The following is a 24,416-nucleotide window of genomic DNA, read 5'->3' as shown; positions in this document are numbered from 1 at the left end:
TTGCGATGAACGTTGCTGTGGCAAAGACCGGAAAGGGCCGCGCGGTGAGCGATCTCTTCACCAGCGCCGAAGGCCGACTGCCGGGGTCGCCCGCGATCACCGCCGTGCGCCGCGAGGCATTCGAGACCTATGAGCGTCTCGGCCTGCCGCACCGCCGGATCGAGGAATGGAAATACACCGATTTGCGCGCCTTGGTCGGCGAGGTGCTGCCGCTGGCAGCCGCGCCCGATGCGGCCGCGTTCAAGCGCGCTGCGGACGCGGTGAAGGCGAATGCGATCGGCGGCGCCCGCAAGCTGGTGCTGGTCGATGGCGTGTTTGCGGCCGATCTGTCCGACGTGAAGGCGCTCGTCGCCGAGGCCGGCTTCAAGACGCTGCGTGAGGTGCTGGAGAAGGACGCGGGTCTGCTGAAGACCGCGTCCACCGACGCCATGATCGCGCTGAACGCGGCGATGGCGACCGACGGCGTCGTGTTGGAGATCGCCGACGGCGCAAAACTGTCAGCGCCGATCCAGATCATTCACATCGCGACCGCTTCGTCGGCCTCGGCGTTCACCCGCTCGCAGGTCGCGGTCGGGAAGGGCGCTCGCGCCACCATCGTCGAGACCTTCGTCGCGGCGGATGCCAAGGGCTACCAGGTCAACGACGCCGTGATCATCACCGCGGCCGATGAATCCGACGTGGCTCATATCCGCCTGATGGACGATGCGCCTGACGCGGTGAACGTGACCTCGCACTTCGTCACCATCGGTGCCAACGTAAAATTCAATTTCTTCAACATGACCACCGGCGCCGCGGTGAGCCGTCTGCAGGGCTTCATCACGCTGGCGGGCGAAGGCAGCGAACTCTCGGCCAACGGCGTCAATCTGTTGAAGAAGACCGAGCATGGCGACACCACGCTGGTGGTCGACCACGCCGTGCCGAATTGCGTCAGCCGCGAGGTCTTCCGCGCCGTGATCGACGACCGCGGCCACTCGGTGTTCCAGGGCCGCATCATCGTCCGTCCCGACGCGCAAAAGACTGACGGCAAGATGATGACTCGCGCGCTGCTGCTCTCGGACGAAGCCGAGGCGGACAACAAGCCCGAGCTGGAAATCTTCGCCGACGACGTCTCCTGCGGCCACGGTGCCACCGCCGGCGCGCTCGATGACAGCCTCTTGTTCTACCTGAAGGCGCGCGGCCTGCCGGAGAAGCAGGCCCAGGCGCTGCTGATCCAGGCTTTCGTCGGTGAGGCGATCGAGCAGATCGCCGCTGACGATCTGCGCGAGCACGTGATCGGCGTTGCCGAGCGCTGGCTGGAGCGCCGCCAATGAGCACGCATCCGGCGGTCAAGAACGGCACCTATGACGTGACGCGCGTGCGCCAGGACTTTCCGGCGCTCGCCATGCAGGTCTACGGCAAGAACCTCGTCTATCTCGACAACGCCGCCTCGGCGCAGAAGCCGAGCGCCGTGCTCGATCGCATGACGCAGGCCTACACCAGCGAATACGCCAACGTGCATCGCGGCCTGCATTACCTCGCCAACGCGGCGACCGAAGCCTATGAGGGCGGTCGCACCAAGGTCGCGCAGTTCATCAACGCTGCCCGAACCGAGGAAGTGATCTTCACCCGCAACGCGACGGAGGCGATCAACCTGGTCGCGTCGTCCTGGGGCGCGCCGAAAATCGGTGAGGGCGACGAGATCGTCATCTCGATCATGGAGCACCACTCCAACATCGTGCCCTGGCATTTCCTGAGGGAACGTCAGGGCGCGGTGATCAAATGGGCGCCGGTCGACGACGAGGGCAATTTCCTCATCGACGAGTTCGAGAAGCTGCTGACATCGAAGACCAAGCTGGTCGCGATCACCCAGATGTCGAACGCGCTCGGCACCATCGTGCCGGTCAAGGACGTGGTGAAGATCGCCCACGCCCGCGGCATTCCCGTGCTGGTCGACGGCAGCCAGGGCGCGGTGCATCTGCCGGTCGACGTCCAGGACCTCGGCTGCGACTTCTACGTGTTCACAGGTCACAAGGTGTACGGTCCGACCGGCATCGGCGTGCTCTGGGCCAAATATGACCACCTCGTCGCGATGCGCCCCTTCAACGGCGGCGGCGAGATGATCCGCGAGGTCTCGCGCGATATCGTCACCTATGGCGATCCCCCGCACAAATTCGAAGCGGGCACGCCGGCGATCGTCGAGGCCGTCGGCCTTGGCGCGGCCATCGACTACGTCAATTCGATCGGCAAGGAACGCATTGCCGCGCACGAGGCCGACCTCACGACTTACGCCCAGGATCGCCTGCGCGAGATCAACTCGCTGCGGCTGATCGGCACGGCGCGGGGCAAGGGTCCGGTGATCTCGTTCGAGCTGAAGGGCGCACATGCCCACGATGTCGCGACGGTGATCGATCGCCAGGGCATCGCCGTGCGCGCCGGCACCCATTGCGTGATGCCGCTTTTAGAGCGGTTCAACGTGACGGCCACCTGCCGGGCCTCGTTCGGCATGTATAATACGCGGGAAGAAGTCGATCATCTGGCACAGGCGCTGTTGAAGGCGCGGGATTTGTTCGCATGAGTGACACGGCCGAAATCAAAGCTAGTCCAATGGAGACCCATTCGGCGCTGCCGCCGGAGGAAACCGAGCGTCTGACCACCGAGATCATCGCGGGCCTCAAGACCGTGTTCGATCCGGAAATTCCGGCCGACATTTACGAGCTCGGCCTGATCTACAAGGTCGAGATCAAGGACGATCGCTCCGTCGACGTCCAGATGACGCTGACGACGCCGAACTGCCCGGCCGCCGGCGAACTGCCGACCATGGTCGAGAACGCGGTCGCCAGCGTTCCCGGGGTCGGCGTGGTCGACGTCAAGGTGGTCTGGGAGCCACCGTGGTCGCCCGAGCGCATGAGCGACGAGGCTCGCCTCGTGCTCAACATGTGGTGACGGTCACAGCTCGCATTGAATTCGCTCCGCAACGGACCACATAGATAACATGACCCAGGCAACACCAGCATCCACTCCGAAGCCCCGGCGGCCGCGCCCGCAGGTGATGCGGCTGACGGACGCTGCCGCCCAGCGGATCACCGAGCTGACCCAGCGCGCCGATTCCGAGATCGTGGGCCTGCGCGTCGGCGTGAAGAACGGCGGCTGCGCCGGCCAGTCCTACACGGTCGAATACGCCCACGACGTCCGGCCGACCGACGAAGTCGTCGAGGACAAGGGCGTCAAGATCCTGGTCGACCCCAAGGCCGTGCTGTTCCTGCTCGGCACCGAGATGGACTACAAGGCCGACAAAATGCAGGCCCAGTTCGTCTTCAACAACCCCAACCAGATCTCCGCCTGCGGCTGCGGCGAGTCGGTCGAGCTGCGGCCGGCCAAGATCGACGGGTAATCAGCCAACGCATCGCTCTCGTGTCCCGGACGCGCTGCAGCGCCCTTGCGCTGCTGCGCAGAGCCGGGACCCACGCTATACTTCCTGTCGCAAAGGGCATGGGCCCCGGCTCAGCAGCGCACCGTTGCACGGCGCGCTGCGTCCGCGGCGCGAGAGAGCGTGAGCATGGACCGCGAATTCCTGATCGACCTGTTTTCCGATTTCGGCCCCGTCGCCATCCGCAAGATGTTCTCCGGCCACGGCATCTCCGTCGACGGCGTCAACTTCGCGCTCGCTTTGCGCGCGGGCCTGTTCTTCCGCGCCGACGAGGTGACCATTCCGGACTTCGAGGCCGAGGGCTCGAAGCCGTTCCAATATTCGACCCGCGCCAAGACCGTGGTGGTCAACTCCTATTGGGAGTTGCCGGCGCGCCTGTTCGATGATTCCGAGGATTTCGTGCAATGGGCGAGGGCGGCACTCGCCGCCGCCCAGCGGGCCAAGGTGAAGAAGCGGCCGAAGGGGAAGACGGCGGCCAGCAAGAAAACCGAGCCAAAGAAGCCTGCTGCCAAGAAGACGACGAAGAAGGCAGTCAAGAAGACGGCGCGTAGACGGGGCAAAGCCGCATAGCGCCGTGCCCACCGAAAGTCCGTAGGCACGCTCCGCTTGGTCCATCCTAAGGCAGTCGACGGAAACTCACGCCACCCGGCTATGGCTCTCGACCGCGTATTCCGGATCGGCTTCGCAGATCACGCGGTTGCGGCCGTTGCGCTTGGCGGCGTAGAGGCAGGCGTCCGCGCGCTCGATCAGCGCGTCGGTGTCGTCGCCCGGCTTGAGCATGGAGACGCCGACCGAAATCGTGACGCGGCCGAGGATCTCGCCGGTGGACTTCTTCTTCAATTCCTTCGCCATCACCGCGCGGCGGATGTGGTCGGCAACCGTGAGGGCCTGCCGCAGCGCAGTGTTGGGCAGCACGACCGCGAATTCCTCGCCGCCATAGCGCGCGGTGATGTCCTGGCCCTTGATGGTCTGCTTCAGCGACAGGCCGACGAGCCGCAACACCTGGTCGCCGGTGAGATGACCGTAGGAATCGTTGAACGACTTGAAGTGATCGATGTCGAACAGCAGCAGCGACAGCGGCTCGCCCGAGGCGAGCGCGCTCTGCACGGCCATGCCGATCATGCGGTCGAAATATTTGCGGTTGCCGAGGCCGGTGAGCGGATCGGTCAGGCTCTCGGCGCGGATCGCCTCCAGGCTCTGCTGAAGATTGCTGATCTCGTTCTTCGACAGCGTCAGGCGGTCTTCCAGCGCCTTGTTGGTCTCGCGCATCTCGCTGGTCGAGCGCAGCAGCGTTTCGACGATCGCCTTGATCTGGTCGCGGCTCTTGGCCGACGACAGTTTCGCGGCCGCGCCCGACAGGCTGGCATCGTAGGAGCCGGTCATGCCGAGCGCGTCGCTCAGGACCTTCATCACGTCGTCGATCTCGCCGATGACGCGGGCGCCGACCTTGTCGATGCGGTCGGTGGTCTTGATGTGGGAGAGATAGGTCTCGTAGATTTGCTCGAGATCGGCTTCGGTCAGCTTGCCGCTGCGCGCCAGCGTCTCGTTGACGATCTTGTTGAGCGGCGCGTTGTAGCCGGTGGCGTAGACGTACCAGATCTCGTAATTGCGAGGAATCGCCGTCTGCCGAAGCGATCGGATCTGACCGAGCGCTACTTCGGCGAACGCCATCGTGCGTTCGTGTTCGTCGAGCACCTTGACCACGGAACATACTCCACAGCGGTCGGTGCGCCGACGACCGCAGCAATGCTTAAATTATGTTCGTAGGCTAACGGACGATCGTGAACACCCCGTAAATATACGTTCACGAAACGTCTAAAAACGTGCACTTCCTGTTTTCGCAACCGAAACCTGGAGCGCGCTCGCGCGCTTTAGGAGTGCGTGCGCTTTCGTTTAATCGCCTCCATTATGCGTTCTTTCAATTCGTGGAGCTCCGCAGATGTCATATACTGCGTATCGCGCCGCAATAGCCGGCGTTGGCGCTGATCGCCCGATAGACTTTTCGTCTGAATTGACTGCGCAGTCGCCAGGAGACGAACTTCTGAGGTGTAAACTAACTTGGTACGAACGCGCTCTGGCATGCAATCTCCCTTACCCTATGCGGCATCGGGAAAATGTGGCAGATGACCACCTTTCGGGATGGTCAATTTTGCTCACTTGAGGCGGTATTCATTCGCTCCCCTGAGGGCTAGCCGCTCCTTCAAGGCTCTGGTCGCTGCCTCATCCCGCGTCCCTCGATCCCCGTCCACTCCCTTCAAGACAGCCGACGCTCCCGTCACAGGGCTGAAGAAGCCGGGGCTTTAGCGATGGCAAGATGCTGCAAAGAGAGGCGACCTCAATCTGGCGGTCGAAGAGCCTTGATTGTTTTCTCTACTTCCGTCGAGGTCAAAGGATCTGGCCGGTCGCACTTCAGGCATTGAAAGGTGCGCGGTGGCTCGCCACCGGGCTGTAATTCCAACGTCATGGGGCGATTACAAGTTGGGCAAATTGGACGGTGTTGAGAGTCTGGCACGTGGCTCGCTCGCGCTTGGCGGGAGCACAACACTCTCAGTCACCGATATTTGCCGAGAGCGGGCGGTGATCCCTATTATGTAGTGCGCGGGCGCATCGCAAACTAGGCCGCCTGAAACTTAAGCTGGTGTTGGTAATCACGCACCGGCGGATTCCCGATCCTGGCGTCGGCTTGGTTGCAAGCAGAATCGCCAGTTCTCTCCCTTCAGGCGCCCGCGGGAGAGCGGACCGGCCGCAGCAGGAATGCCGGCAGATGCGAGTGATCGCCCGGCTCGCTGTCGGCCTCGCGTTGGCGGCGCGGCTCGGGACGGCCGATCGACGGCACATGCGAATTATTGGCCTGCGGGCGGGCACCATGACGCGGCTCGGATGACGGTCTGGCTTCACGCGGCTGCCTTGCCTCGCGTGCCGGCCTTGCCTCGCGTGCGGGCCGTGCATCGGCAGCGGGCCGTGCTTCGGCTGAAGGCCTAGTCTCAGAAGCGTGCCTTGCCTCGCCGCGGGCATCGCGCGGCTCGTGGCTGCGTTCGCGGTCGCGGCCGCGCTGCGGCTTGCCGCGTCCGCCGCGTGAACGCTCGCGGCCACGCGACTCGCGCGGACGCTCGGTCCCGTCGGAGGATTCAGCCTGGATTTCGTAATCGCCCTCGGCGCGCGGAATGCTCTGGCCGATCAGCTTTTCGATCGCCACCATCGACTTCTGGTCGAGCGGCGTGACGATCGAGATCGCGGTGCCGGTGCGGCCGGCGCGGCCGGTGCGGCCGATGCGATGGACGTAATCGTCGGCGTGATGGGGAACGTCGAAATTGTAGACGTGGCTGACCTCGGGAATGTCGAGGCCGCGGGCGGCGACGTCGGAGGCGACCAGGAGCGGCAGCTCACCCTTGCGGAATTGTTCGAGTGCGGCCGTGCGGGCCGACTGGTCCATGTCGCCGTGCAGGGCGCCGACGCTGAAGCCATGCTTTTGGAGCGACTTGTGAACGATCGCGACTTCGCGCTTGCGATTGCAGAAGATGATCGCGTTCTTGAGGTCCTTGGCCTCGCGCAGCAGCCGGCGCAGCAGCTCGCGCTTCTCGTGCGCCTCGCGCCCGGCGGGCACCTGGACCTGCGTGACGGTGACGGCGGTGGTGGCGGGCTTGGAGACTTCCACCTTCTGCGGATTGTGCAGGAAGGCTTCGGTGATGCGCCGGATTTCCGGCGGCATGGTCGCGGTGAAGAACAGGGTCTGCCGCGTGAACGGGACGAGCTTGCAGACGCGCTCGATGTCGGGGATGAAGCCCATGTCCAGCATACGGTCGGCTTCGTCGATGACGAGCAGTTCGACGCCGGTGAGCAGGAGGCCGCCGCGCTCGGTGTGGTCGAGCAGTCGGCCGGGGGTTGCGATCAGCACGTCGACGCCGCGCGTCAGCTTGGCATCCTGGTCGCCGAAGGAGACGCCGCCGATCAGGAGGGCGACGTTGAGTTTCTGGCCGGCGCCGTAGCGGTCGAAGTTTTCCTTGACCTGGGCCGCGAGCTCGCGGGTCGGCTCGAGGATCAGCGTGCGCGGCATGCGTGCCCGGGCGCGACCCTTTTCGAGGATGGTGAGCATCGGCAGCACGAAGGCCGCGGTCTTGCCGGTGCCGGTCTGGGCGATGCCGAGCACGTCCTTGCGTGCGAGGACGTGGGGGATCGCCTGTTCCTGGATGGGGGTGGGGGTGGTGTAACCGGTGGCCGCCACTGCGGCGAGGACTTTTTCGGACAGTCCGAGATCTGTAAAGGACATTGAGCCTCTGGTCGAAACCGCCGTTCGGAATCGAGGGTAATAAGGCTGTCGCGTTCCACCCCGAAACGGCGCGCTCTCAAAGAAGCTGGGGGTGCTGACTCACGCGAACAAAGCGCAAGGCTCAGGAATCGCTCTTCGATCTGAGCCGCGTCGCCCCGGAACATAGGCGGGAATCGGCCAAAGTCAATGGAGCGGACGCGGGAAGGCCCTAAAAAACCTGAGGTTTTTGCCCAAATCACGGGCGCGGTTGGGGTTTTCCGGCCCGCGCATCGACCGAGCGAGCTCCCGGGCCGGGCGGCTAACGCCGATCCGAGCCGTGGGCCCGGAAATCTCCGGGAGCCATGCCGTAGGCGGCGTTGAAGACCCGGTAGTAGGTCGCCAGGCTCTCGAAGCCGCAGGAGGCCGCGATGTCGGCGATCAGCCGTTCGGGCGCCTCACGCATCAGGCGGCGGCTTTGTTTCAGCCGTTCCTCCGTCACGGTCTGCGAGAAGCTCCTTTCCGCGGCCTCGAACAGCATATGCAGGTGGCGCACGGACACGCCGAGCAGGTCAGCCACCATGATCGGCGTGAGATTGGGATCTTGCAGATGGCGCGCGATCAGGCGCCGGGCCTGCGAGAGGCGGGCGGTCCGCAGCGCGGCCTGTCCGCGCCGGCTGCCGGGTCTGACGATGCCGCGCTCGATCAGCGCAAGATGGGCCAACGCCTGGACAAGGGAGGTCGCATCGTCGGCGCCTTGCTCCGTAGAGGCTTCGCCGAGTTCGGCAAAGCAGGCCCCTAACAGGGGCGCCAGAGTGGGATCGTCGAACGTGCGGGGTGCAAGCTCGCGCATGCGCTTGTCCTGGACCGGGATGGTGCCGAGCGGGATCTTGAGGATCCGCAGATGGAAGCCCTCGGCGCCCAGCGGCGCGGTGCGGTAGGGCAGGTCGGTATGGCTGGTCGCGAAGCGCCCGTTGGCGATCGCAAAGTCGCTTCCGCGCAGGCCGCCGAACCAGCCGCCGCCGCCGAGTTGCTGGTAGACGCAGATGGCGTCGCCCGGCGCGTGGGCGATGTCGGAGCTGCTGCGTTCGACCGTGTAGGGGGAGGCCTTCAGCTCGACGAGGCCGGCGCCGCCCAGCTGGCGCAGCGAGAATTCGCCGAAGAAGTCCGCGCGCTGTTCGCGCGCGAGCTCGGCGGTGACGCCGAACAATCCCTTGGAGCGCACCTCGCGCCAATAGTCGAACCGCTCATTCGGCTCGACCTCGTCGGTACACCAGCAATACACGGCAGCCCCCGCTTGCACGCAATCGCCTAGAAAGAGCAGATTCCGCGGGAATCTGCCATAGCGAGATCGGGGAACCGGAGCGCGGCGTCCCTTGAACCGTCGTTACGTCTGGGCCGACTATCACACAGCGGCAGGGGGGTCCAATGAACTGCTGTTCGAAGGAAGCGGCCTCTGCGCCGATCTGCAACGGGAAACTTGCGATGACGCGTCGGCTTTTGCGAATTCTGGCGGCCCTTGGCCTTGCGGCGGGGCTCAGCGGCTTTGCGCTTCCCGCTCATGCCGAGAAGCGTGTTGCGCTGGTCGTCGGCAACAACGATTACAGGAACGTGCCGAAGCTGCTCAAGGCGGTCAACGACGCCCGCACCATGGGCGACACGCTGAAGCAGCTCGGCTTCTCGGTGATGGTCGCCGAGAACCAGAACCGGCAGCAATTCTCAGAGACGCTGCTCGCCTTCGACAAGGCGATCGAGCCCGGCGATACCGCGTTCTTCTTCTACGCCGGCCACGGCTTCGAGATCGCGGGCCAGAACTATCTTCTGCCGACCGACGTGCCGGCGGCGACGGAAGGCCAGGAAGAGCTGGTGCGCGACGCCTCGATCCTCGCCGACCGCATCATCGAGCGTCTGCAGAACAAGAAGGCGCGGACCTCGATCCTGGTTTTCGACGCCTGCCGCAACAATCCGTTCGAGCGCAAGGGCACCCGCGCGGTCGCCGGTGCCGGGGGCCTCGCGCCGATGACGCTGCTGCCTGAAGGCGTGTTCTCGGTGTTCTCGGCAGGTCCTCGCCAGACCGCGCTCGATCGTCTGTCCAACGACGACACCAATCCCAATTCGGTGTTCACGCGCACCTTCGCCAGGGAGCTGCTGCAGCCCGGCGAGAACCTCGTGCAAGTGGCGCAGCGCACCCGCCGCGCCGTCAGCGAGATGGCCGACACCGTCAAGCACAGGCAGGTGCCGGTCTATTTCGACCAGATGGTCGACGACGTCTTCCTGAGCGGCATGGCGAAGGATGCCGCTGCGCGTCCGGCCGACCCGCCGCCGCAGAAGCTCGCCGCGCTGCCGCCGGTGTCGGTGCCGCAGCTGCCGAAGGAGGAGACGCTGAATGCGCCGATCGCGAGCTTCTCGCGGCACAATGGCGGCTGGAGCGTGGTGTTCTCCTTCGCCGACCCGACGCTCGGCATTTCCTGGCGCATGGCCGGCAAGGGCGATTTCCGCGAGACCGGATTCATCGACACGCTCGATCCGCGCACGCGCAAGCGCATGCCGAACCCGTCGATCGAGCTGCCGCCGGATGCGCAGGCCGGCACCATCGAGGTCCGCTATGTCGACCAGTCCGGCGACATGCAGGGACCGTTCCCGATCCGCTTCGATCCCGAGGCCGCGCTGATCCGCGACCAGCGCAAGATCCTCGACATGACGTCGACGAGCTGGCTGTCGTTCCGCGAGTTCAACGGGCTCCTGGTCTACTACACACACCTCGTGTCCTACCGCTGCGCCATCCGCGAGGTGCGCATCGGCATCGACACCGCCGTGCCCAACCAGGTGCTCAAGATGCCGCCCTGCGACATGCGCGACCCCAGCGCCATCACCGCCGGCATGCCGCTCTACATGAAGCTCGCCCCAGCGACGCAGTCCGTGTCGGTGGAGCTGACCTATCGCGACGGCAGCGTGTCGGAGATCAAGAGCTTTCGGAGCGCGAACCGGGGTAGCAATTGATGATTGATCTTTGTCGAATGCGTCGCGGCGAATGTTGATTGCGTCCTGCGCCTGAAACAATAGTCGACATTCGAGAGCGAGTTGTTGACAGAGCGGCGCAACCTGAGGGAGCATCTGGCGTTTTATTCATATTTTTGGAGATGCCGAGATGACTACCATTCACATGGACTCGTCGATTAGCCAGACTGTCACCCGCGCAGTAATCGGTGGGGGAGTCCTGAGCTGCACCAAGGCCAGCGATAAGGACGTTTACTCTCATTCAATCTGGGCAACCGAGAACAATATTCGGCAATTCACGATGCATGAAGGCGATAGCATCGTAATTCCCGCCGGTTCCACGCTTACCATTTGGATATTTCGAAAGCAGCCCGGACAGTCGACCTGGCAGATGGATTTCGAGCTGAAGGAGAAAGCCGTCTGACTTTGGATTATGTTTCGGACCGCTCTCGCAAGTCGCGAGAGCGGTGATCGTCATGGCGAGGCTTATGTCCTGACGAGGCTTATGTGCTGAAGAGAGCGATCTGATCGTGCCTGAGCGAGCTGGAGTAACGAGGAACTCGTCTCAAGAGGCATGTTAAATCCACCTTGGAGCCACCATGCCGCCGCAACGGTCTGGCATGCATGCCGGAAGAGGGCTGTGGCGCCGGGAGACTTCATGGAAGAGTTCGCAATTGCATTCGTCGCCATCGCCATCCTCGCTCTTGCCGCGTTTGCTGTCGTCGTCCAACCGTCACTGAGCTTCTGGCAGAGCGACGAGAGCTGAGGTCTTCGGCGCTCAACGACTGAGGTCGAAGACGTTCGGCCCAGGAACAACTCTTAGGTCGCTGGATTGTCTGCCAAACCAGGGAGACCATCATGATCCGCAAAACCATCCTCGTAGCCTTCGCATGCGCTGCGCTTTCGACGACCGTGCTCGCTCAGGGAGGCGGCGGTGGCGGAGGAGGAGGAGGAGGGGCAGGCGGCGGTGGTGCGGGCGGCGGCGCCAGTGCAGGGGCTGCTGCCGGGACGGGGACTGGAGGCGCGGGATCTGCGGCCAGCTCGGGTGCCGGAATGGGCACCTCGTCCAGCAGCGCGAATTCAGGGCCGTCGGCTCCCTCGGGAATGGGAACGCACAGCACCACCACTGGGGCCAACGTCAACAGCAACAACAGCCTGAACAATCCGAACGTCCAGCCGCCGACCGCGAACGGTAAGACACCGACGGCAGCGCAAGCCGAACGGAACGCCGGTGTTGGTCATGCGCCCAACGGGTTGCCGATCGGTAGTCCGGGCACCGGGACTAGCAACGAGGATCAGAAGTAATCTCGCTGCACCATCGTGGGCCTGCGTCGCGCGCGCCCTTTCTCGGCGCATCAAGGGCGGGCAGCCGTTTTGACGCGAGCGTCTGAAACCCGCGCGGCACGCAAGAAGCTAGGCCCGCGGCTCGCTCTCTTCAGCCTCACGGGCTCGCCGCGTGCGCAGATAGACGAGCACGACGTTGACGGCCAGCCAGGCTGCCACGCCTGCAAGCAACCATGCCACGTTGAACGTTTCCTCGGGATGCCCTTTTGGGTCGTGTTCCCTTGTAACAACAACCGGCAGGTCGATCTATTCCCGGCGGCTGACGCGCAAGCCTGATCCAAGCTGCCGGCCGGTATTGGAGGCCGCGTTCCGCATCCAGATTCAGGCGCCAACGCCCGGAATCGGCGCTACATTGACTGCGACATCTTGCTCGTTACGCGCGGATCGCGGCTGCAATGACATCCGACCAACCATCAAACCGGACGAAAAAGGTCCGTTGCTGCGTCGTCGGCGGGGGACCTGCCGGCATGATGCTCGGCTATCTCCTGGGGAGGGCCGGCATCGAGGTCGTGGTGCTGGAGAAACATGCGGATTTCTTCCGCGACTTCCGCGGCGACACCGTGCATCCCTCGACGCTCCAGGTGATGGATGAGCTCGGCCTGATCGACGGCTTCCTGAAGCTGCCGCATCAGCGGCTGCAGAAGATGGATGGCCTGTTCGGCGGCACGCCGGTGCGCATCGCCGATCTTTCCCGGCTTCACACCAAATACCCGTTCATCGCCTTCATGCCGCAATGGGACTTTTTGAACTTCCTGCGCGAGGCGGGCCGGCGCTTTGCCTCGCTCGAGGTGATGATGAGCACCGAGGCGGTCGATCTGATCCGCCGCGGCGAGACGATCGCCGGCGTGCGGGCGAAAACGCCTGACGGAATCATCGACATCGAAGCCGATCTCACCATCGCCTGCGACGGCCGGCATTCGACCGTGCGCGAGCGCGCGGGCCTTGCCGTCGAGGAGATCGGTGCGCCGATGGACGTTCTGTGGTTTCGCGCCGGCCGCAGGGCTGACGAGACGGAGAACGTGTTCGCGCGCGTCAAGCCCGGCAAGATGATGATCACCTTCGATCGCGGCGACTATTGGCAATGCGCCTATGTCATCGCCAAGGGACAGCACGAGGCGGTGAAGGCGAGGGGGCTGCAGGCGCTGCTCGACGACGTCGTGCGCATGGCGCCGATCCTCAAATCCGGCATTGCCGACGTGAAGAGCTTTGACGACGTCAAGCTGCTGACCGTTGCGATCAACCGCCTGCCGCGCTGGACGCAGCCGGGCCTGCTTTGCATCGGCGATGCCGCGCATGCGATGTCGCCGGTCGGCGGCGTCGGCGTCAATCTCGCCGTGCAGGACGCGGTCGCGACCGCCAACCTCTTGGCGGACAAGCTGCAGCACGGCTGCCCCTCCGAGAGTGAGCTCGATGCCGTCAGGCGTCGCCGCGAGTTCCCGGTGAAGATGACGCAACGCATGCAGGTGGTGGTGCAGAACAACATCATCAGCGGCGCCCTGCAGGGCGGCGACCGCCCGCTGAAGGTGCCGCTGATCGTGCGCCTCGTCACCGCATTGCCCTGGCTCCAAGGCATTCCGGCGCGCCTGATTGCGCTCGGCGTGCGGCCCGAGCATGTGCACTCGAAGGCCGCGCCGGCATCGTAGCGCAGGACATCGGTAGGGATAATGTCGCGTTAAACCGCGCGCAGAGCGTTGCGGGTGTGCAACAGCGCAGGCGGATTTGCGGAGCCGCGCGTGCCCACGCGGCGCGTTAACTCTGTTGATTCCAATTTTAGTAACACCCGTCTGTGACCGTGCACCCATCAAAGGACACGGGGTGTTACCATGCGTACCAAATTGATTGCCGCCTTCGCCTGCACGACCGCTCTGGTTTCGACGGGCGCGGCCTCCGCCGCCGATCTCGGCGCGCGCTACACCAAGGCGCCCGCTTACGCCGAGCCGCTGTTCAACTGGACCGGCTTCTATGTCGGCGGCCACATCGGCGGCGCATGGACCAACGAGCAGTTCATCAACAACGGGACCGGCGCGCCGTTCGGCGATCTTTCGGTAGGTGATAGCTTCCGCCAACGCAAATCGGGCATCATGGGCGGCGCCCAGATCGGCTACAACTGGCAGGCCAACAACTACGTGTTCGGCATGGAAGGCACGATCTCCGGCCTCGACAACAAGGGCTCGTTCACGAACAACGTGTTCGGCATCGGCCTCGACGACCAGTTCAGCTGGCGCGCCAACGTGCTCGCGACAATCGTCGGCCGTGCGGGCTTCGCTGTGCAGAACAACCTGTTCTACATCAAGGGCGGCTATGCCGGCGTGAACAACCGTCTCTCGGTGGTCGACAACGTTGCGAACCCGTCCACGGGCTCGGGCGGCCAGACCCATTGGCACAACGGCTGGACCGTCGGCGCCGGCTGGGAATACGGCATCACCCGCAACTGGATCGTGGGCCTCGAATACAACTACGCTGCCTTCGGCAGCCAGACCTATCAGCTCGGCGGCACCTCGGGTAACTACACCTTCGACACCAAGCCGCGCGACATCCAATGGGCCGTGGTGCGTGCGAGCTACAAGTTCGACGCCCCGACCATCGCCCGTTACTGAGCACGTCGACGCAACGCGACCAACGATCAAAAAGCACTGCCAACTCTGAGAGCCCCGGCTTCGTCCGGGGCTCTTTTTTGCGTGGCGGGAAACGTCAGCATTGCAGACCCTTGCGTGGTCCAAATGTCACTTTTTCCCGAATAGCGCACGGGAAGCGACGGGCGGGGCCGATTCAGCCTCGCGGCGCAACCGGCGCGACGTATAAATTCGGCAATAGACCATTTCGATTTGTTGCAACTTTTTCTGGAGCAATACCGATGAAAAAGGCTTTGGCTTTCGCAGGAATGATGTCTCTTCTCGTCGGCGCGCCGGGCATTGCGACGGCAGCCGACATGGCAGTCAAGGCCGCGCCGATCGCGCCGCCGGTGGCGGTCTACAACTGGACCGGCTTCTACATCGGCGGCTTCGGCGGATATGGTTGGGGCGATCACGATCGGCTCAATGACGCCGGTTTTGCGAACAGCTACAGCTCGAGCGGCGCCATCGCCGGCGGCCTCGCCGGCTACAACTGGCAGATCAGGAATTTCGTGCTCGGCGTCGAAGGCGATCTGGCCTGGGCCGACATCAAGGGCGACGACAATTTCGTGGGCGGCACCCGGGACGAGACGACGCTGCGCTGGGTCGGCACCATTCGCGGCCGTGCCGGTGTTGCGTTCGACAAATGGCTGCTCTTTGCAACGGGCGGCTGGGCCTATGGCGAGCAGCGCCACGTGAACACGAATCTCGGGGTCGGCGTCGACGCCTTCTCCTCGAACACCAGCGGCTGGACGGCGGGTGCGGGCGTGGAATACGCGTTTGCTCCGAACTGGCTCGGCAAGGTCGAGTATCGCTATTACGATTTCGAGCGCTACCGCCGCGGCGGCGCGCCGCTGGTCACGCCCAACGGCAATGTTCCCTACAGCGTCGTCAGCCAGTACCAGACCGTCACGGTCGGCATCAGCTACAAGTTCGGCGGTCCCGTGATGGCGAAGTACTGATCGCGCCAGGCCCCTTGGACTCAGGCCCCTTGGACGCAGAAGCCCCGGCAGGGATGCCGGGGCTTTTTTCGTGCGGCGCCTTAGGCCATCACTGAGAAGCCGCCGTCGACGGGGATCGCGGTGCCCGTGACGAAGTTCGACGCGGGCGATGCCAGGAATACGGCAATGCCCGCGAAGTCGTCGATGTCGCCCCAGCGTCCCGCAGGCGTGCGCGCCAGCACCCGCTCGTGCAACCCCGACACCTGCTGCCGCGCGCCGCGGGTGAGGTCGGTATCGATCCAGCCCGGCAGGATGGCATTGACCTGGATGTTATCGGGCGCCCAGGCGTTGGCGCAGGCGCGCGTGTACTGCACGATGCCGCCCTTGCTCGCCGCATAGGCCGTGGCGAAGCTCGCACCGAAGATCGACATCATCGAGCCAATGTTGATCACCTTGCCGTTGCCGGAGGCCTTCAGGTGCGGATAAGCGAGCTTCGAGCACAGGAAGGCGCTGGTGAGGTTGGTGTCGATCACCTTGTTCCACTCGTCGAGCTCGAGCTCGTGCGGCGGCTTGCGGATGCTCATGCCGGCATTGTTGATCAGGATATCGATGCGGCCGAGATCCTTCGCGACGCGGGCGACCATGGCTTCGATCGCGGCCCTGTCGGTGACGTCGGTGGCAATTGCGATCGCCTTGACGCCGCGCTGCCTGAGATCTTCGACGGCTGCCTTGGACTTCGCCTCGTTGCGTCCGACCACGGCGATGTCGGCGCCTGCGTCGGCAAGTCCGCGCGCCATGCCGAGGCCGATGCCGCCATTGCCTCCCGTGACGATCGCGACCTTGCCGCGGAGATCGAACCGGCTGGATGTCATGCTTGTATTCCCTGGTTTCTTCTATTGGTTGCTCTGCCAGATCAGCACCAGCCCGAAGCCGGCCATGGCGGCGCCATAGCCGGCCCATTGCAGCTGGTTGACCATGAAGCTCGATCGCGGCCAGGGGACCGTGCCGGTGCCCTGTCCGATCCAGAGCAGCCCGACGGCAGTCGCAAACAGGCCTGCGACCAGCAGAAATCTGCGCATGCATGTCCTCCCATCGGTCCGCTGCTGCCGCGAGCCTCGACATGAACCATAGCCGCGGCCGCGAAAGCTTGAGCCCACAGTACCCGTAGGTCTGCGTCGGATACAATGGCAGCGCCGGCAGATGCCGTCGCGGCGAAATCCAGCGCTGGCTGCGACGCGTGGGGTAGGGCGATGACCGATAGCGTGTGGTTGGCCGCAGCTGAGCGGCCAGCTTCGCGCCACCGAGAGCGGGGCCTGTGGCTGCCGCCGCGCACCGCGCAACGAAAAAGCCCCGGGCGATGCCGGGGCTTTGACGTTCGATCGTGAGATCGGATCAGTACTTGGCGACGACCGGACCGGTCCAGTTGAAGCGGTAGACCAGCGAGGTGCTGATGGTCTGGACCCAGGGCTTGAAGCTGATCGAGTCGGTGGTCACGAGGTTGCCGACGTCGGTGCGGACGGCGATGTCCTTGCGATCGTAGTAGGCAGCGCGGTATTCGGTCTTCATGAACCAGCCCGGCGCCGAGATGCCGAAGATGTTCAGGTTGTTCTCGACGCCACCGCCGACGAACCAGCCGTTGCGGTTGAACGAGTCGGTGTGGAAGCCCGCAGGCGTTCCGGCCAGATTGGTCAGGCCGGTGCCCGACCAATGTGATCCGGTGTAACCGCCATTGACGTAGGAGAGAACATTCGGAGCAACCAGGTAGCCGAGGCGAACGCCCGCGGCCCAAGCGCTTTCCATCTTGATGCGGCCGGTCAGGGCGGCGAACTCATCGTTCAGGCTGCCGCGCAGGCTGCCGAACTGGCCATCGGCGAACACGCCGGCGACCCAGGTGCCGCTGAACTGCCAGTCGTAACCGGCGCCGACCGTTCCGAACCAGCCGTCGCCGCCGACGCGCTGATCGATCGTCACGGGAACGCCAACGAAGTTGGTGTGGGAGTCCGCATCCCAGATGCCGCCGCCGGCGCCACCGAAGATGTAGAAGCCGGTCCAGTTAGCGACGGGCGCCGGCATCGGAGCCTTCACATAGGGGCGGGCGCCGAGGTCGGCCGCGGAGGCCGAAGCGGTCATCGCGGCAACCGCGGTCAGAGCGAGCAAAACCTTCTTCATTTTCAAAATCCCCAACCTTGGTCTGTCGTAGCAGGCGCGAGCGCACTGAAGTTCGTGTCATCTGATGTCCCGGACTATAGACGTTTCGCGCCGAAATGCTGTTGCCGGGCAGGCACAGTTGCCGGAAAACGCCGGGGCGCGCGCATTTGGGGCTGCAGCGCCAAAATCAGGAATGCGCGTACAATTTCAATAGCTTGCAAGAATTTCGCCGGCCCGGTTTTTGGTAGGGTTTCGTTAGGAAATTCGGCCGTCTCCGAAATGGAGGCAGTCCAGCCTCGCCCGAACGCCGTGAGTCGTTGGCCGAGTCGCGGCAACGGGACCGGGAATCGCCTGATGCGGGGCGGACTGCAGGCAGCCACTATCGCGGCAAAGGGTGGCTTCCCCGCAAAACAAAAGAGCCCCGGCTTTGCCGGGGCTCTCGAGCGGAATGCGGGCGCCGCCGAGGCTCAGACGTCCAGCAGCTCTTCGCTGGCGAACTCGGCCTTGTCCGAGATGAAGGCAAAGCGGGCCTCGGCCTTGGTGCCCATCAACCGCTCCACCGAATCTGCGGTGGTGTCGCGGTCGTCGGGCAGCAGGACCACCTTGAGCAGCGTCCGCTTGCGCGGATCCATGGTGGTCTCCTTGAGCTGCGCAGGCATCATCTCGCCGAGGCCTTTGAAGCGGTTCACCTCGACCTTGGCATTGGCGTTGAACGCGCTCTTGATCAGCTCTTCCTTGTGCTTGTCGTCGCGCGCGTAGACCGATTTCTGGCCGTGCGTCAGCTTGTAGAGCGGCGGCACCGCGAGGAAGAGATGCCCTTCGTCGATCAGCTTCGGCATCTGCCGGTAGAAGAAGGTGATCAAAAGCGAAGCGATGTGCGCGCCGTCGACGTCGGCGTCGGTCATGATGATGATGCGCTGATAGCGCAGGTCCTCTTCGCGATAGTGCAGGAGCTGGCCGCAGCCGATCGCCTGCACGAGATCCGAGAGCTGCGCGTTCGCCGTCAGCTTGTCCTTGCCGGCGGAGGCGACGTTGAGGATTTTTCCGCGCAGCGGCAGCACGGCTTGCGTCTTGCGGTCGCGCGCCTGCTTGGCGCTGCCGCCGGCCGAGTCGCCCTCGACGATGAAGAGTTCGGAGCCTTCGGTGCCGGCATCGGTGCAGTCGGCGAGCTTGCCGGGCAGGCGCAGCTTCTTGCCCGCGGTTTTCCGCGCAGTCTCTTTCTCCTGCCGCCGCCGCAGCCGCTCCTCGGCGCGGTCGATCACGAAGTCGAGCAGCCGGTTGGCCATGTTCGGATTGCCCGACAGCCAATGGTCGAACGGATCCTTCATCGCCTGCTCGACGATGCGCTGTGCTTCGGCGGTGGCGAGACGATCCTTGGTCTGGCCCTGGAATTCAGGCTCGCGCACGAACACCGACAGCATCACGGCCGCGCCCACCATCACGTCTTCCGAGGTGATGGACGAGGCGCGCTTGCCCTGGCCGACGCGCTCGGCGTGATCCTTCAGGCCGCGCAGCAGCGCGCTGCGCAAGCCGGATTCATGCGTGCCGCCATCGGGCGTGGGGACGGTGTTCGTGTACGACGAAAGGAAGCCGTCTGCATCCGCGGTCCAGGCCACCGCCCATTCGCAGGCACCATGCGCGCCGTTGCGGCCCGACTTGCCCGAGAAGATGTCGGGATGCACCAGCGTATCGGCGTGGATCGCCGCCGCCAGATAGTCCTTGAGACCGCCGGGGAAGTGGAACGTGGCCTCTTCCGGCACGTCCTCGACGCCCTTGAGCAACTCGGGCGCGCAGTTCCAGCGGATCTCGACGCCGCCGAACAGATAGGCCTTCGAGCGCGTCATCTTGAACAGGCGCTGCGGCTTGAAGGCGGCCTTGGGCCCGAAGATGTCGGTGTCGGGCTTGAAGCGCACGCGCGTGCCGCGACGGTTGTTGACCTTGCCGAGGTCCTCGAGCTTGCCCTTGGGGTGGCCGCGCTCGAAAATCATGCGATGCAGCTTCTGGCCGCGCGCGACCTCCACCTCGAGCCGCGAGGAGAGAGCGTTCACCACGGAGATGCCGACGCCGTGCAAGCCGCCGGAGGTCTCGTAGACCTTGGAGTCGAACTTGCCGCCCGAATGCAGCGTACACATGATGACTTCGAGCGCCGACTTCTTCGGGAACTTCGGATGCGGATCGATCGGGATGCCGCGGCCGTTGTCGGTGACGGTCAGGAACCCATCCGCAGTCAGTTCGACTCCGATGAAGGTCGCATGTCCGGCCAGCGCCTCGTCCATCGAGTTGTCGATGACTTCGGCGAACAGATGATGCAGCGCCTTCTCGTCGGTGCCGCCGATATACATGCCTGGCCGGCGCCGGACCGGTTCCAGGCCTTCGAGCACCTCGATGTCGGCCGCTGTGTAGTCGGCTTCCCCGCCGCTCCCGCGCGGCGCCGCCTTGGCGGCGCGAGGTTTCGGCTCGTCGCCACCGAAAAAGTCGTCTTTTGCTTTGGGTTTCAACTGCTTGGACATATATCTTGATGCGCTTTGAGGGCCGCATGAGCGGCGAATCGATTGGGCGGACTATGCCACTTCTGTCTGGGAAAGGTTATCGCAGGGTGGGCCGGGCGGTGTGGTTGCGGACCAATACCGGCGATTTTACGCCGCAGGTGCTCCAATTCCCGGCAATTTGACCCGTCGGTCTACGGCGAGCTGAGGTTTGTGACTTGATGTCACACAAGTGCTTGGCTTACCAGTCTTTTTCATCGAGCAGCACCTTGAGACGGGGCGGGAAGGCTATTTTTGATGGAGCAATATGCGCACGCCCTGGCCGATTTCGTGCGCGTTCATCAGGCTTGGGCAGCTCCGATCGTATTTCTGCTCGCCTTCGGAGAGTCGCTCGCCTTCATCTCGCTCTTGATCCCGGCCTGGGGCGCGCTGGTCGCGATCGGGGCGCTGATCGGGGCGAGCGGCATCAGCTTCTATCCGGTCTGGATTGCCGGCGGCCTCGGGGCGGCGCTGGGGGACTGGGTCTCTTACTGGTTCGGCTATCGCTATAAGGAGAAGGTCGCCGAGATGTGGCCGCTCTCGCGCTATCCGGGACTGCTGCCCCGGGGCGAGGCTTTCGTGCGCAGCTGGGGCATCCCCAGCATCTTCATCGGCCGGTTCTTCGGCCCCTTGCGCGCCTCGGTGCCGCTCGCGGCCGGCATCTTCGAGATGCCCTATTGGAGCTTCCAGGCCGCCAATTTCGTCTCGGCACTGGTGTGGTCCGCCGTGCTCCTAGTGTTCGGCGACGTGCTCGCCAAGATCATGGAATGGATCTGGCGGGTGATCTGACGCCCGAACCTTGACGGGAACCGGATCTCGCTCTATAGCCGCGCGCCATGATCAACGCCGCGACCATTCTGTTCGCCCGTCGCCGCCGCCGCAGTCTTGCGGTTTGGGCGCTCGATCGCGTTTGAGATCATCGTCTTTGCCGCTGGATCCGATCCGCGGCATTCTCTCTCCTGTCAGCGCGATCTGATCCGGCGGCCCCCAAGAAGGCCCAGCAGGAGACCACGATGTACACGCCACCCTTTTTCAAGCAGGACCGCGCTGCGAGCCTGAAATTCGCCGAAGAGCGCGGCTTCGGCACCATGTGCGCCTTTGACGGCAAGAGGCCGATCGCCTCGCCGTTGCCGTTCTATCTGACCTACGCCGCCGACGGCACGCCGCAGGCCGCGTTTCACGTCGCCCGTCACAATCCGCTGCTAAAGCTTGCGGGCGGCGATGCGTCCTGGCTGCTCGCGGTCAACGGTCCCGATGCCTATGTATCGCCCGACTGGTACGTCTCGCCGGACCAGGTGCCGACCTGGCTCTACCAGTCGGTGCATCTGAGCGGGCCTGTGCGCCTTCTGACGGATGACGAGCTGTCGGTGCAGATCGACACGCTCAGCGAGAAGTTCGAGACCTGGCTGCTGCCGAAGAAGCCGTGGAAGTCGGGCAAGATGACGGCGGGCCGGCTCGAGGCGATGAAGAAGGCGATCGTGGGTCTGGTCATGAATGTTGAAGAGGTCGAAGGCAGCTTCAAGCTCAACCAGCACAAATCCGACGCCGACTATGTGGCGATCGCCAATGCGCTCGGCGCCGGCGATGCCGACGCGAAACAGATCTCACAATTGATGCGGCAGGCAAGGCCGCAGGTTTTCGCTGATGACACGAACATGCTCGAAGGAAGCGCATCATGAGCCTCGCTGACACCACCAAAGCCCCGACCACCAGCGCGGCCAAGAAGCCGGCCACCGTTTTCGTCGACGGCGGCTCCGGCACCACCGGGCTCGGCATCAACGAGCGGCTGAAGCTCCAGAACGACGTCGTCGTGAAGACCATTGCCGACGACAAGCGCAAGGACCCCGCGGCCAAGAAGGCGCTGATGGCGGAGGTGGACCTCGTCATTCTCTGCCTGCCTGACGATGCCGCCAAGGAGACGGTGGCTCTCGTCGACAGCATGGGTGCCTCGGGGCCGAAGGTGCTGGACGCCTCGACCGCCTACCGGGTCGCGCCGGACTGGGCCTATGGTTTTCCCGAGCTGACGGCTGACCAGGCCGGCAAGATCAAGGCCGCCAAGAAGGTCTCCAACCCCGGCTGCTATCCGACCGGCGCGATCGCGCTCTTGCGGCCGATCGTCGATGCCGGCCTGCTGCCGGCCGATTACCCCGTCACCGTCAACGCGGTGAGCGGCTATTCCGGCGGCGGCAAGTCGATGATCGCGAGCTTCGAGGACGGCAGCGCGCCGTCCTTCGAGCTCTACGGTCTCGGCTTCGAGCACAAGCATCTGCCGGAGATGCAGCTCTATTCGAACCTGACGCGGCGGCCGATCTTCATTCCCTCGGTCGGCAACTATCGCCAGGGCATGTTGGTCTCGGTGCCGCTGCAACTCGACACGCTGCCCGGCAAGCCTGGCGGTGCCGACCTGCAGGCCGCGCTCGCCAAGCGCTATGCCGGTTCGAAATACGTCTCGGTGATGCCGCTGCAGAACGAAGCGTCAAAGGGCGGCCGGCTCGAGCCGGAAGCGCTGAACGAGACCAATCAGCTCGAGCTCTACGTCTTCGCCAACGACAAATATCACCAGGCGGTGCTGGTCGCCCGGCTCGACAATCTCGGCAAGGGAGCTTCCGGCGCAGCCGTCCAGAACATGCGGCTGATGCTGGGCCTGCCAGAGGCGTAACCGATCCATGTCAGAGGAGCGTGTGATGAGCACGAAGAAGATCGGCATTCTCGGCGCCTCCGGCTACACCGGCGCCGACGCGGTGCGCCTGTTGGCGCGACATCCGAATGCCGAGATCACCGCACTCACTGCCAATACCCATGCCGGCAAAGCCATGAGCGAGGTGTTTCCGCATTTTTTCATGCTGGACCTGCCCAAGCTTGTGGAATGGGAAAAGGTCGATTGGAGCAAGCTCGATGCGGTGTTCTGCGGACTGCCCCACGGGACCACGCAGGAAATCATCGCCGCGGTCCTCAAGGCGAATCCCGGGATCAAGGTCCTCGACATGTCCGCCGATTTCAGGCTGCGGGACAAGAATACCTATGCGCAATGGTACGGCCATGAGCACCGGGCGCTCGAACTGCAGGGCGAGGCGGTCTACGGTCTTACCGAATTCTATCGCGAGAAAATCGCGGCGGCGCGGCTGGTTGCCTGTCCCGGCTGCTATCCGACGGCGGCGCTGCTCGCGCTGGTACCGCTTGCGAAGGCCAAGCTAATTGACGTCGACGACATTGTCATCGACGGGAAATCGGGCGTTACCGGTGCCGGACGCGGGCTGAAACAGAACACGCTGTTCAGCGAGGCGGGCGAGGGGCTTTCGCCCTATTCGGTCGGTACCCACCGGCACGCGCCGGAGATCGAGCAGGAGATCGGCCTTGCCGCCGGCTCGACGGTGACGGTGAACTTTACGCCGCATCTGATCCCGATGGCGCGCGGCGAACTGTGCACGTCCTATGTAAAACTCAATGGCGCGACGCCCGACGATTTGCGGGCCGCACTCGAGCAGGCCTATGTCAACGAGCCCTTCGTGCATGTCGCGAAAAAGGGCGTGCTGCCGCAGACGCAGAATGTACGCGGTTCCAACTATGTGCAGATCGGTGTCGTCGCCGACCGCATCAAGAACCGGGCAATCGTCATCTCCACGCTCGATAATCTCGTGAAGGGCTCGGCCGGCCAGGCGATCCAGAACATGAACCTGATGTTCGGGTTGCCCGAGACGGCCGGGCTGGAGCAGATCGCGCTGTTCCCCTGACGTGAGGCGCGGCTCGCGCTCACAGCACCTTGAAGATCGCCAGCGCCAGCACGGCCTGGGCGAGGAAGCCGACGGTGAAGGCGAGGGTGCGGAATACCGGGATTCCGAGTGCGTAGACGATCAGATGCGCGACGCGGGACCAGAAATAGACGGCGCAAGCCAGCACGGTCCATTTGGTGGAATAGTCGATCGCGTTGAGGATCAGCACCAGCGGCGCAAAGAGCACGAGGTTCTCGACCGCGTTGTCATGCGCGAACATCAACCGGTTGGCCCATTCCGATTGCGGCTTGTCGCCGCGCGAGGGGTTGGCCATCGCGCCACTGAGACCGCGGACCTGACACCGGTTGATGGTGTAGGGAATCCAGAGGATCCCGGTCAGGATCACCGTCAGTGTCAGCCAGAACAATTCGCGCGTCATGGTTCGATCCCCTCTGTCGTCGCAGCTGTGTTGAGAGTGAGTCTATACAAA

The 24,416-nt window shown here is 64.2% G+C and carries 22 protein-coding genes; 14 read left to right on the top strand and 8 right to left on the bottom strand.

The genetic code is table 11. The features are described from left to right. Positions 1-5: 5 nt before the first annotated feature. The 5 genes from sufD (at position 6) to ML401_RS18265 (ending at position 3,976) form a co-directional block, all read left to right on the top strand. Positions 6-1,310: a Fe-S cluster assembly protein SufD gene (gene sufD / locus ML401_RS18285; protein WP_285806492.1), complete on the top strand. Its 1,305-nt coding sequence runs from the start codon at positions 6-8 to the stop codon at positions 1,308-1,310. Next, positions 1,307-2,554: a cysteine desulfurase gene (locus tag ML401_RS18280; RefSeq protein WP_285806491.1), complete on the top strand. Its 1,248-nt coding sequence runs from the start codon at positions 1,307-1,309 to the stop codon at positions 2,552-2,554. The genes sufD and ML401_RS18280 overlap by 4 nt, the downstream gene beginning before the upstream one ends. Continuing rightward, complete coding sequence (locus tag ML401_RS18275) at positions 2,551-2,922, top strand: SUF system Fe-S cluster assembly protein (RefSeq protein ID WP_018323035.1); 372 nt, start codon at positions 2,551-2,553, stop codon at positions 2,920-2,922. The genes ML401_RS18280 and ML401_RS18275 overlap by 4 nt, the downstream gene beginning before the upstream one ends. A gap of 49 nt (positions 2,923-2,971) precedes the next feature. Beyond that, positions 2,972-3,370 carry an iron-sulfur cluster assembly accessory protein gene (locus ML401_RS18270; RefSeq protein ID WP_018323036.1) on the top strand — a complete coding sequence of 133 codons (399 nt, stop codon included), beginning with the start codon at positions 2,972-2,974 and terminating at the stop codon, positions 3,368-3,370. 165 nt (positions 3,371-3,535) lie between these two features. Then, positions 3,536-3,976: a TfoX/Sxy family protein gene (locus ML401_RS18265; protein ID WP_259210570.1), complete on the top strand. Its 441-nt coding sequence runs from the start codon at positions 3,536-3,538 to the stop codon at positions 3,974-3,976. Between the two features lie 66 nt (positions 3,977-4,042). Here the strand turns inward: ML401_RS18265 and ML401_RS18260 are convergent, their stop codons facing one another. The 3 genes from ML401_RS18260 to ML401_RS18250 all read right to left on the bottom strand — a co-directional run bounded on the left by ML401_RS18260 (position 4,043) and on the right by ML401_RS18250 (position 8,934). After that, positions 4,043-5,110: a GGDEF domain-containing protein gene (locus ML401_RS18260; RefSeq protein WP_212066354.1), complete on the bottom strand. Its 1,068-nt coding sequence runs from the start codon at positions 5,108-5,110 to the stop codon at positions 4,043-4,045. Positions 5,111-6,122: 1,012 nt separating this feature from the next. Beyond that, positions 6,123-7,673, bottom strand: a complete 1,551-nt coding sequence (locus ML401_RS18255; protein WP_211417191.1) for a DEAD/DEAH box helicase — start codon at positions 7,671-7,673, stop codon at positions 6,123-6,125. 298 nt (positions 7,674-7,971) lie between these two features. Further along, positions 7,972-8,934 (bottom strand): helix-turn-helix domain-containing protein, encoded by a 963-nt coding sequence (locus ML401_RS18250; protein ID WP_285812698.1) that lies wholly within the window; start codon positions 8,932-8,934, stop codon positions 7,972-7,974. Between the two features lie 200 nt (positions 8,935-9,134). Between ML401_RS18250 and ML401_RS18245 the strand changes: the two genes are divergently transcribed. The 5 genes from ML401_RS18245 (at position 9,135) to ML401_RS18225 (ending at position 15,564) form a co-directional block, all read left to right on the top strand. Then, positions 9,135-10,649 (top strand): caspase family protein, encoded by a 1,515-nt coding sequence (locus tag ML401_RS18245; protein WP_285806490.1) that lies wholly within the window; start codon positions 9,135-9,137, stop codon positions 10,647-10,649. Between the two features lie 148 nt (positions 10,650-10,797). Then, positions 10,798-11,070, top strand: coding sequence for a hypothetical protein (locus ML401_RS18240; protein WP_285806489.1), 273 nt, complete (start codon positions 10,798-10,800; stop codon positions 11,068-11,070). A gap of 1,315 nt (positions 11,071-12,385) precedes the next feature. Next, complete coding sequence (locus ML401_RS18235; RefSeq protein WP_285806488.1) at positions 12,386-13,633, top strand: FAD-dependent oxidoreductase; 1,248 nt, start codon at positions 12,386-12,388, stop codon at positions 13,631-13,633. 180 nt (positions 13,634-13,813) lie between these two features. Next, the gene (locus tag ML401_RS18230; protein WP_259210541.1) at positions 13,814-14,587 is read left to right on the top strand and encodes an outer membrane protein; all 774 of its coding nucleotides are present in this window, start codon (positions 13,814-13,816) and stop codon (positions 14,585-14,587) included. Between the two features lie 257 nt (positions 14,588-14,844). Beyond that, positions 14,845-15,564 carry an outer membrane protein gene (locus ML401_RS18225; RefSeq protein ID WP_285806487.1) on the top strand — a complete coding sequence of 240 codons (720 nt, stop codon included), beginning with the start codon at positions 14,845-14,847 and terminating at the stop codon, positions 15,562-15,564. 80 nt (positions 15,565-15,644) lie between these two features. Here the strand turns inward: ML401_RS18225 and ML401_RS18220 are convergent, their stop codons facing one another. From ML401_RS18220 to parE, 4 genes are all read right to left on the bottom strand, one after another. Continuing rightward, complete coding sequence (locus ML401_RS18220) at positions 15,645-16,415, bottom strand: SDR family NAD(P)-dependent oxidoreductase (RefSeq protein WP_212066365.1); 771 nt, start codon at positions 16,413-16,415, stop codon at positions 15,645-15,647. A 21-nt stretch (positions 16,416-16,436) separates the two neighbouring features. Next, positions 16,437-16,622: a hypothetical protein gene (locus ML401_RS18215; RefSeq protein WP_018641722.1), complete on the bottom strand. Its 186-nt coding sequence runs from the start codon at positions 16,620-16,622 to the stop codon at positions 16,437-16,439. A 313-nt stretch (positions 16,623-16,935) separates the two neighbouring features. Next, complete coding sequence (locus tag ML401_RS18210) at positions 16,936-17,712, bottom strand: outer membrane protein (RefSeq protein WP_211417184.1); 777 nt, start codon at positions 17,710-17,712, stop codon at positions 16,936-16,938. Positions 17,713-18,158: 446 nt separating this feature from the next. Continuing rightward, positions 18,159-20,201, bottom strand: a complete 2,043-nt coding sequence (gene parE, locus ML401_RS18205; protein ID WP_211417183.1) for a DNA topoisomerase IV subunit B — start codon at positions 20,199-20,201, stop codon at positions 18,159-18,161. A 273-nt stretch (positions 20,202-20,474) separates the two neighbouring features. On the opposite strand from parE, the gene ML401_RS18200 reads away from it, so the two are divergent. The 4 genes from ML401_RS18200 to argC (ML401_RS18185) all read left to right on the top strand — a co-directional run bounded on the left by ML401_RS18200 (position 20,475) and on the right by argC (ML401_RS18185) (position 23,947). Further along, positions 20,475-21,005 (top strand): DedA family protein, encoded by a 531-nt coding sequence (locus tag ML401_RS18200; protein ID WP_285806486.1) that lies wholly within the window; start codon positions 20,475-20,477, stop codon positions 21,003-21,005. Between the two features lie 224 nt (positions 21,006-21,229). Beyond that, complete coding sequence (locus tag ML401_RS18195) at positions 21,230-21,895, top strand: FMN-binding negative transcriptional regulator (RefSeq protein WP_285806485.1); 666 nt, start codon at positions 21,230-21,232, stop codon at positions 21,893-21,895. After that, positions 21,892-22,875 carry an N-acetyl-gamma-glutamyl-phosphate reductase gene (argC, locus tag ML401_RS18190; protein WP_285806484.1) on the top strand — a complete coding sequence of 328 codons (984 nt, stop codon included), beginning with the start codon at positions 21,892-21,894 and terminating at the stop codon, positions 22,873-22,875. The genes ML401_RS18195 and argC (ML401_RS18190) overlap by 4 nt, the downstream gene beginning before the upstream one ends. Positions 22,876-22,900: 25 nt before the next feature. Beyond that, positions 22,901-23,947, top strand: a complete 1,047-nt coding sequence (gene argC, locus ML401_RS18185; RefSeq protein ID WP_285806483.1) for an N-acetyl-gamma-glutamyl-phosphate reductase — start codon at positions 22,901-22,903, stop codon at positions 23,945-23,947. A 19-nt stretch (positions 23,948-23,966) separates the two neighbouring features. Here argC (ML401_RS18185) and ML401_RS18180 read toward each other — a convergent pair whose 3' ends face one another. Next, on the bottom strand, positions 23,967-24,365 hold the full coding sequence (locus tag ML401_RS18180; protein WP_063194325.1) for an MAPEG family protein: 399 nt from the start codon (positions 24,363-24,365) through the stop codon (positions 23,967-23,969). Positions 24,366-24,416 lie beyond the last annotated feature (51 nt).

It is taken from the genome of Bradyrhizobium sp. 62B, assembly GCF_030272265.2.
Taxonomy (GTDB): domain Bacteria; phylum Pseudomonadota; class Alphaproteobacteria; order Rhizobiales; family Xanthobacteraceae; genus Bradyrhizobium.
Note: the sequence above shows the minus strand (reverse complement) of the source record. Positions and strands in the feature narration are given on the sequence as shown.

Excerpts from the sequence above, each read along its gene's own strand:
- argC (WP_285806483.1), top strand. The coding sequence starts at position 22,901 with ATGAGCACGAAGAAGATCGGCATTCTCGGCGCCTCCGGCTACACCGGC.
- ML401_RS18210 (WP_211417184.1), bottom strand. The coding sequence starts at position 17,712 with ATGAAGAAGGTTTTGCTCGCTCTGACCGCGGTTGCCGCGATGACCGCT.
- ML401_RS18225 (WP_285806487.1), top strand. The coding sequence starts at position 14,845 with ATGAAAAAGGCTTTGGCTTTCGCAGGAATGATGTCTCTTCTCGTCGGC.
- ML401_RS18230 (WP_259210541.1), top strand. The coding sequence starts at position 13,814 with ATGCGTACCAAATTGATTGCCGCCTTCGCCTGCACGACCGCTCTGGTT.
- ML401_RS18275 (WP_018323035.1), top strand. The coding sequence starts at position 2,551 with ATGAGTGACACGGCCGAAATCAAAGCTAGTCCAATGGAGACCCATTCG.
- sufD (WP_285806492.1), top strand. The coding sequence starts at position 6 with ATGAACGTTGCTGTGGCAAAGACCGGAAAGGGCCGCGCGGTGAGCGAT.
- ML401_RS18215 (WP_018641722.1), bottom strand. The coding sequence starts at position 16,622 with ATGCGCAGATTTCTGCTGGTCGCAGGCCTGTTTGCGACTGCCGTCGGG.
- ML401_RS18200 (WP_285806486.1), top strand. The coding sequence starts at position 20,475 with ATGGAGCAATATGCGCACGCCCTGGCCGATTTCGTGCGCGTTCATCAG.
- ML401_RS18245 (WP_285806490.1), top strand. The coding sequence starts at position 9,135 with ATGACGCGTCGGCTTTTGCGAATTCTGGCGGCCCTTGGCCTTGCGGCG.
- ML401_RS18270 (WP_018323036.1), top strand. The coding sequence starts at position 2,972 with ATGACCCAGGCAACACCAGCATCCACTCCGAAGCCCCGGCGGCCGCGC.
- parE (WP_211417183.1), bottom strand. The coding sequence starts at position 20,201 with ATGTCCAAGCAGTTGAAACCCAAAGCAAAAGACGACTTTTTCGGTGGC.
- ML401_RS18240 (WP_285806489.1), top strand. The coding sequence starts at position 10,798 with ATGACTACCATTCACATGGACTCGTCGATTAGCCAGACTGTCACCCGC.
- ML401_RS18195 (WP_285806485.1), top strand. The coding sequence starts at position 21,230 with ATGTACACGCCACCCTTTTTCAAGCAGGACCGCGCTGCGAGCCTGAAA.
- ML401_RS18265 (WP_259210570.1), top strand. The coding sequence starts at position 3,536 with ATGGACCGCGAATTCCTGATCGACCTGTTTTCCGATTTCGGCCCCGTC.
- ML401_RS18220 (WP_212066365.1), bottom strand. The coding sequence starts at position 16,415 with ATGACATCCAGCCGGTTCGATCTCCGCGGCAAGGTCGCGATCGTCACG.
- ML401_RS18255 (WP_211417191.1), bottom strand. The coding sequence starts at position 7,673 with ATGTCCTTTACAGATCTCGGACTGTCCGAAAAAGTCCTCGCCGCAGTG.
- ML401_RS18180 (WP_063194325.1), bottom strand. The coding sequence starts at position 24,365 with ATGACGCGCGAATTGTTCTGGCTGACACTGACGGTGATCCTGACCGGG.
- ML401_RS18280 (WP_285806491.1), top strand. The coding sequence starts at position 1,307 with ATGAGCACGCATCCGGCGGTCAAGAACGGCACCTATGACGTGACGCGC.
- argC (WP_285806484.1), top strand. The coding sequence starts at position 21,892 with ATGAGCCTCGCTGACACCACCAAAGCCCCGACCACCAGCGCGGCCAAG.
- ML401_RS18235 (WP_285806488.1), top strand. The coding sequence starts at position 12,386 with ATGACATCCGACCAACCATCAAACCGGACGAAAAAGGTCCGTTGCTGC.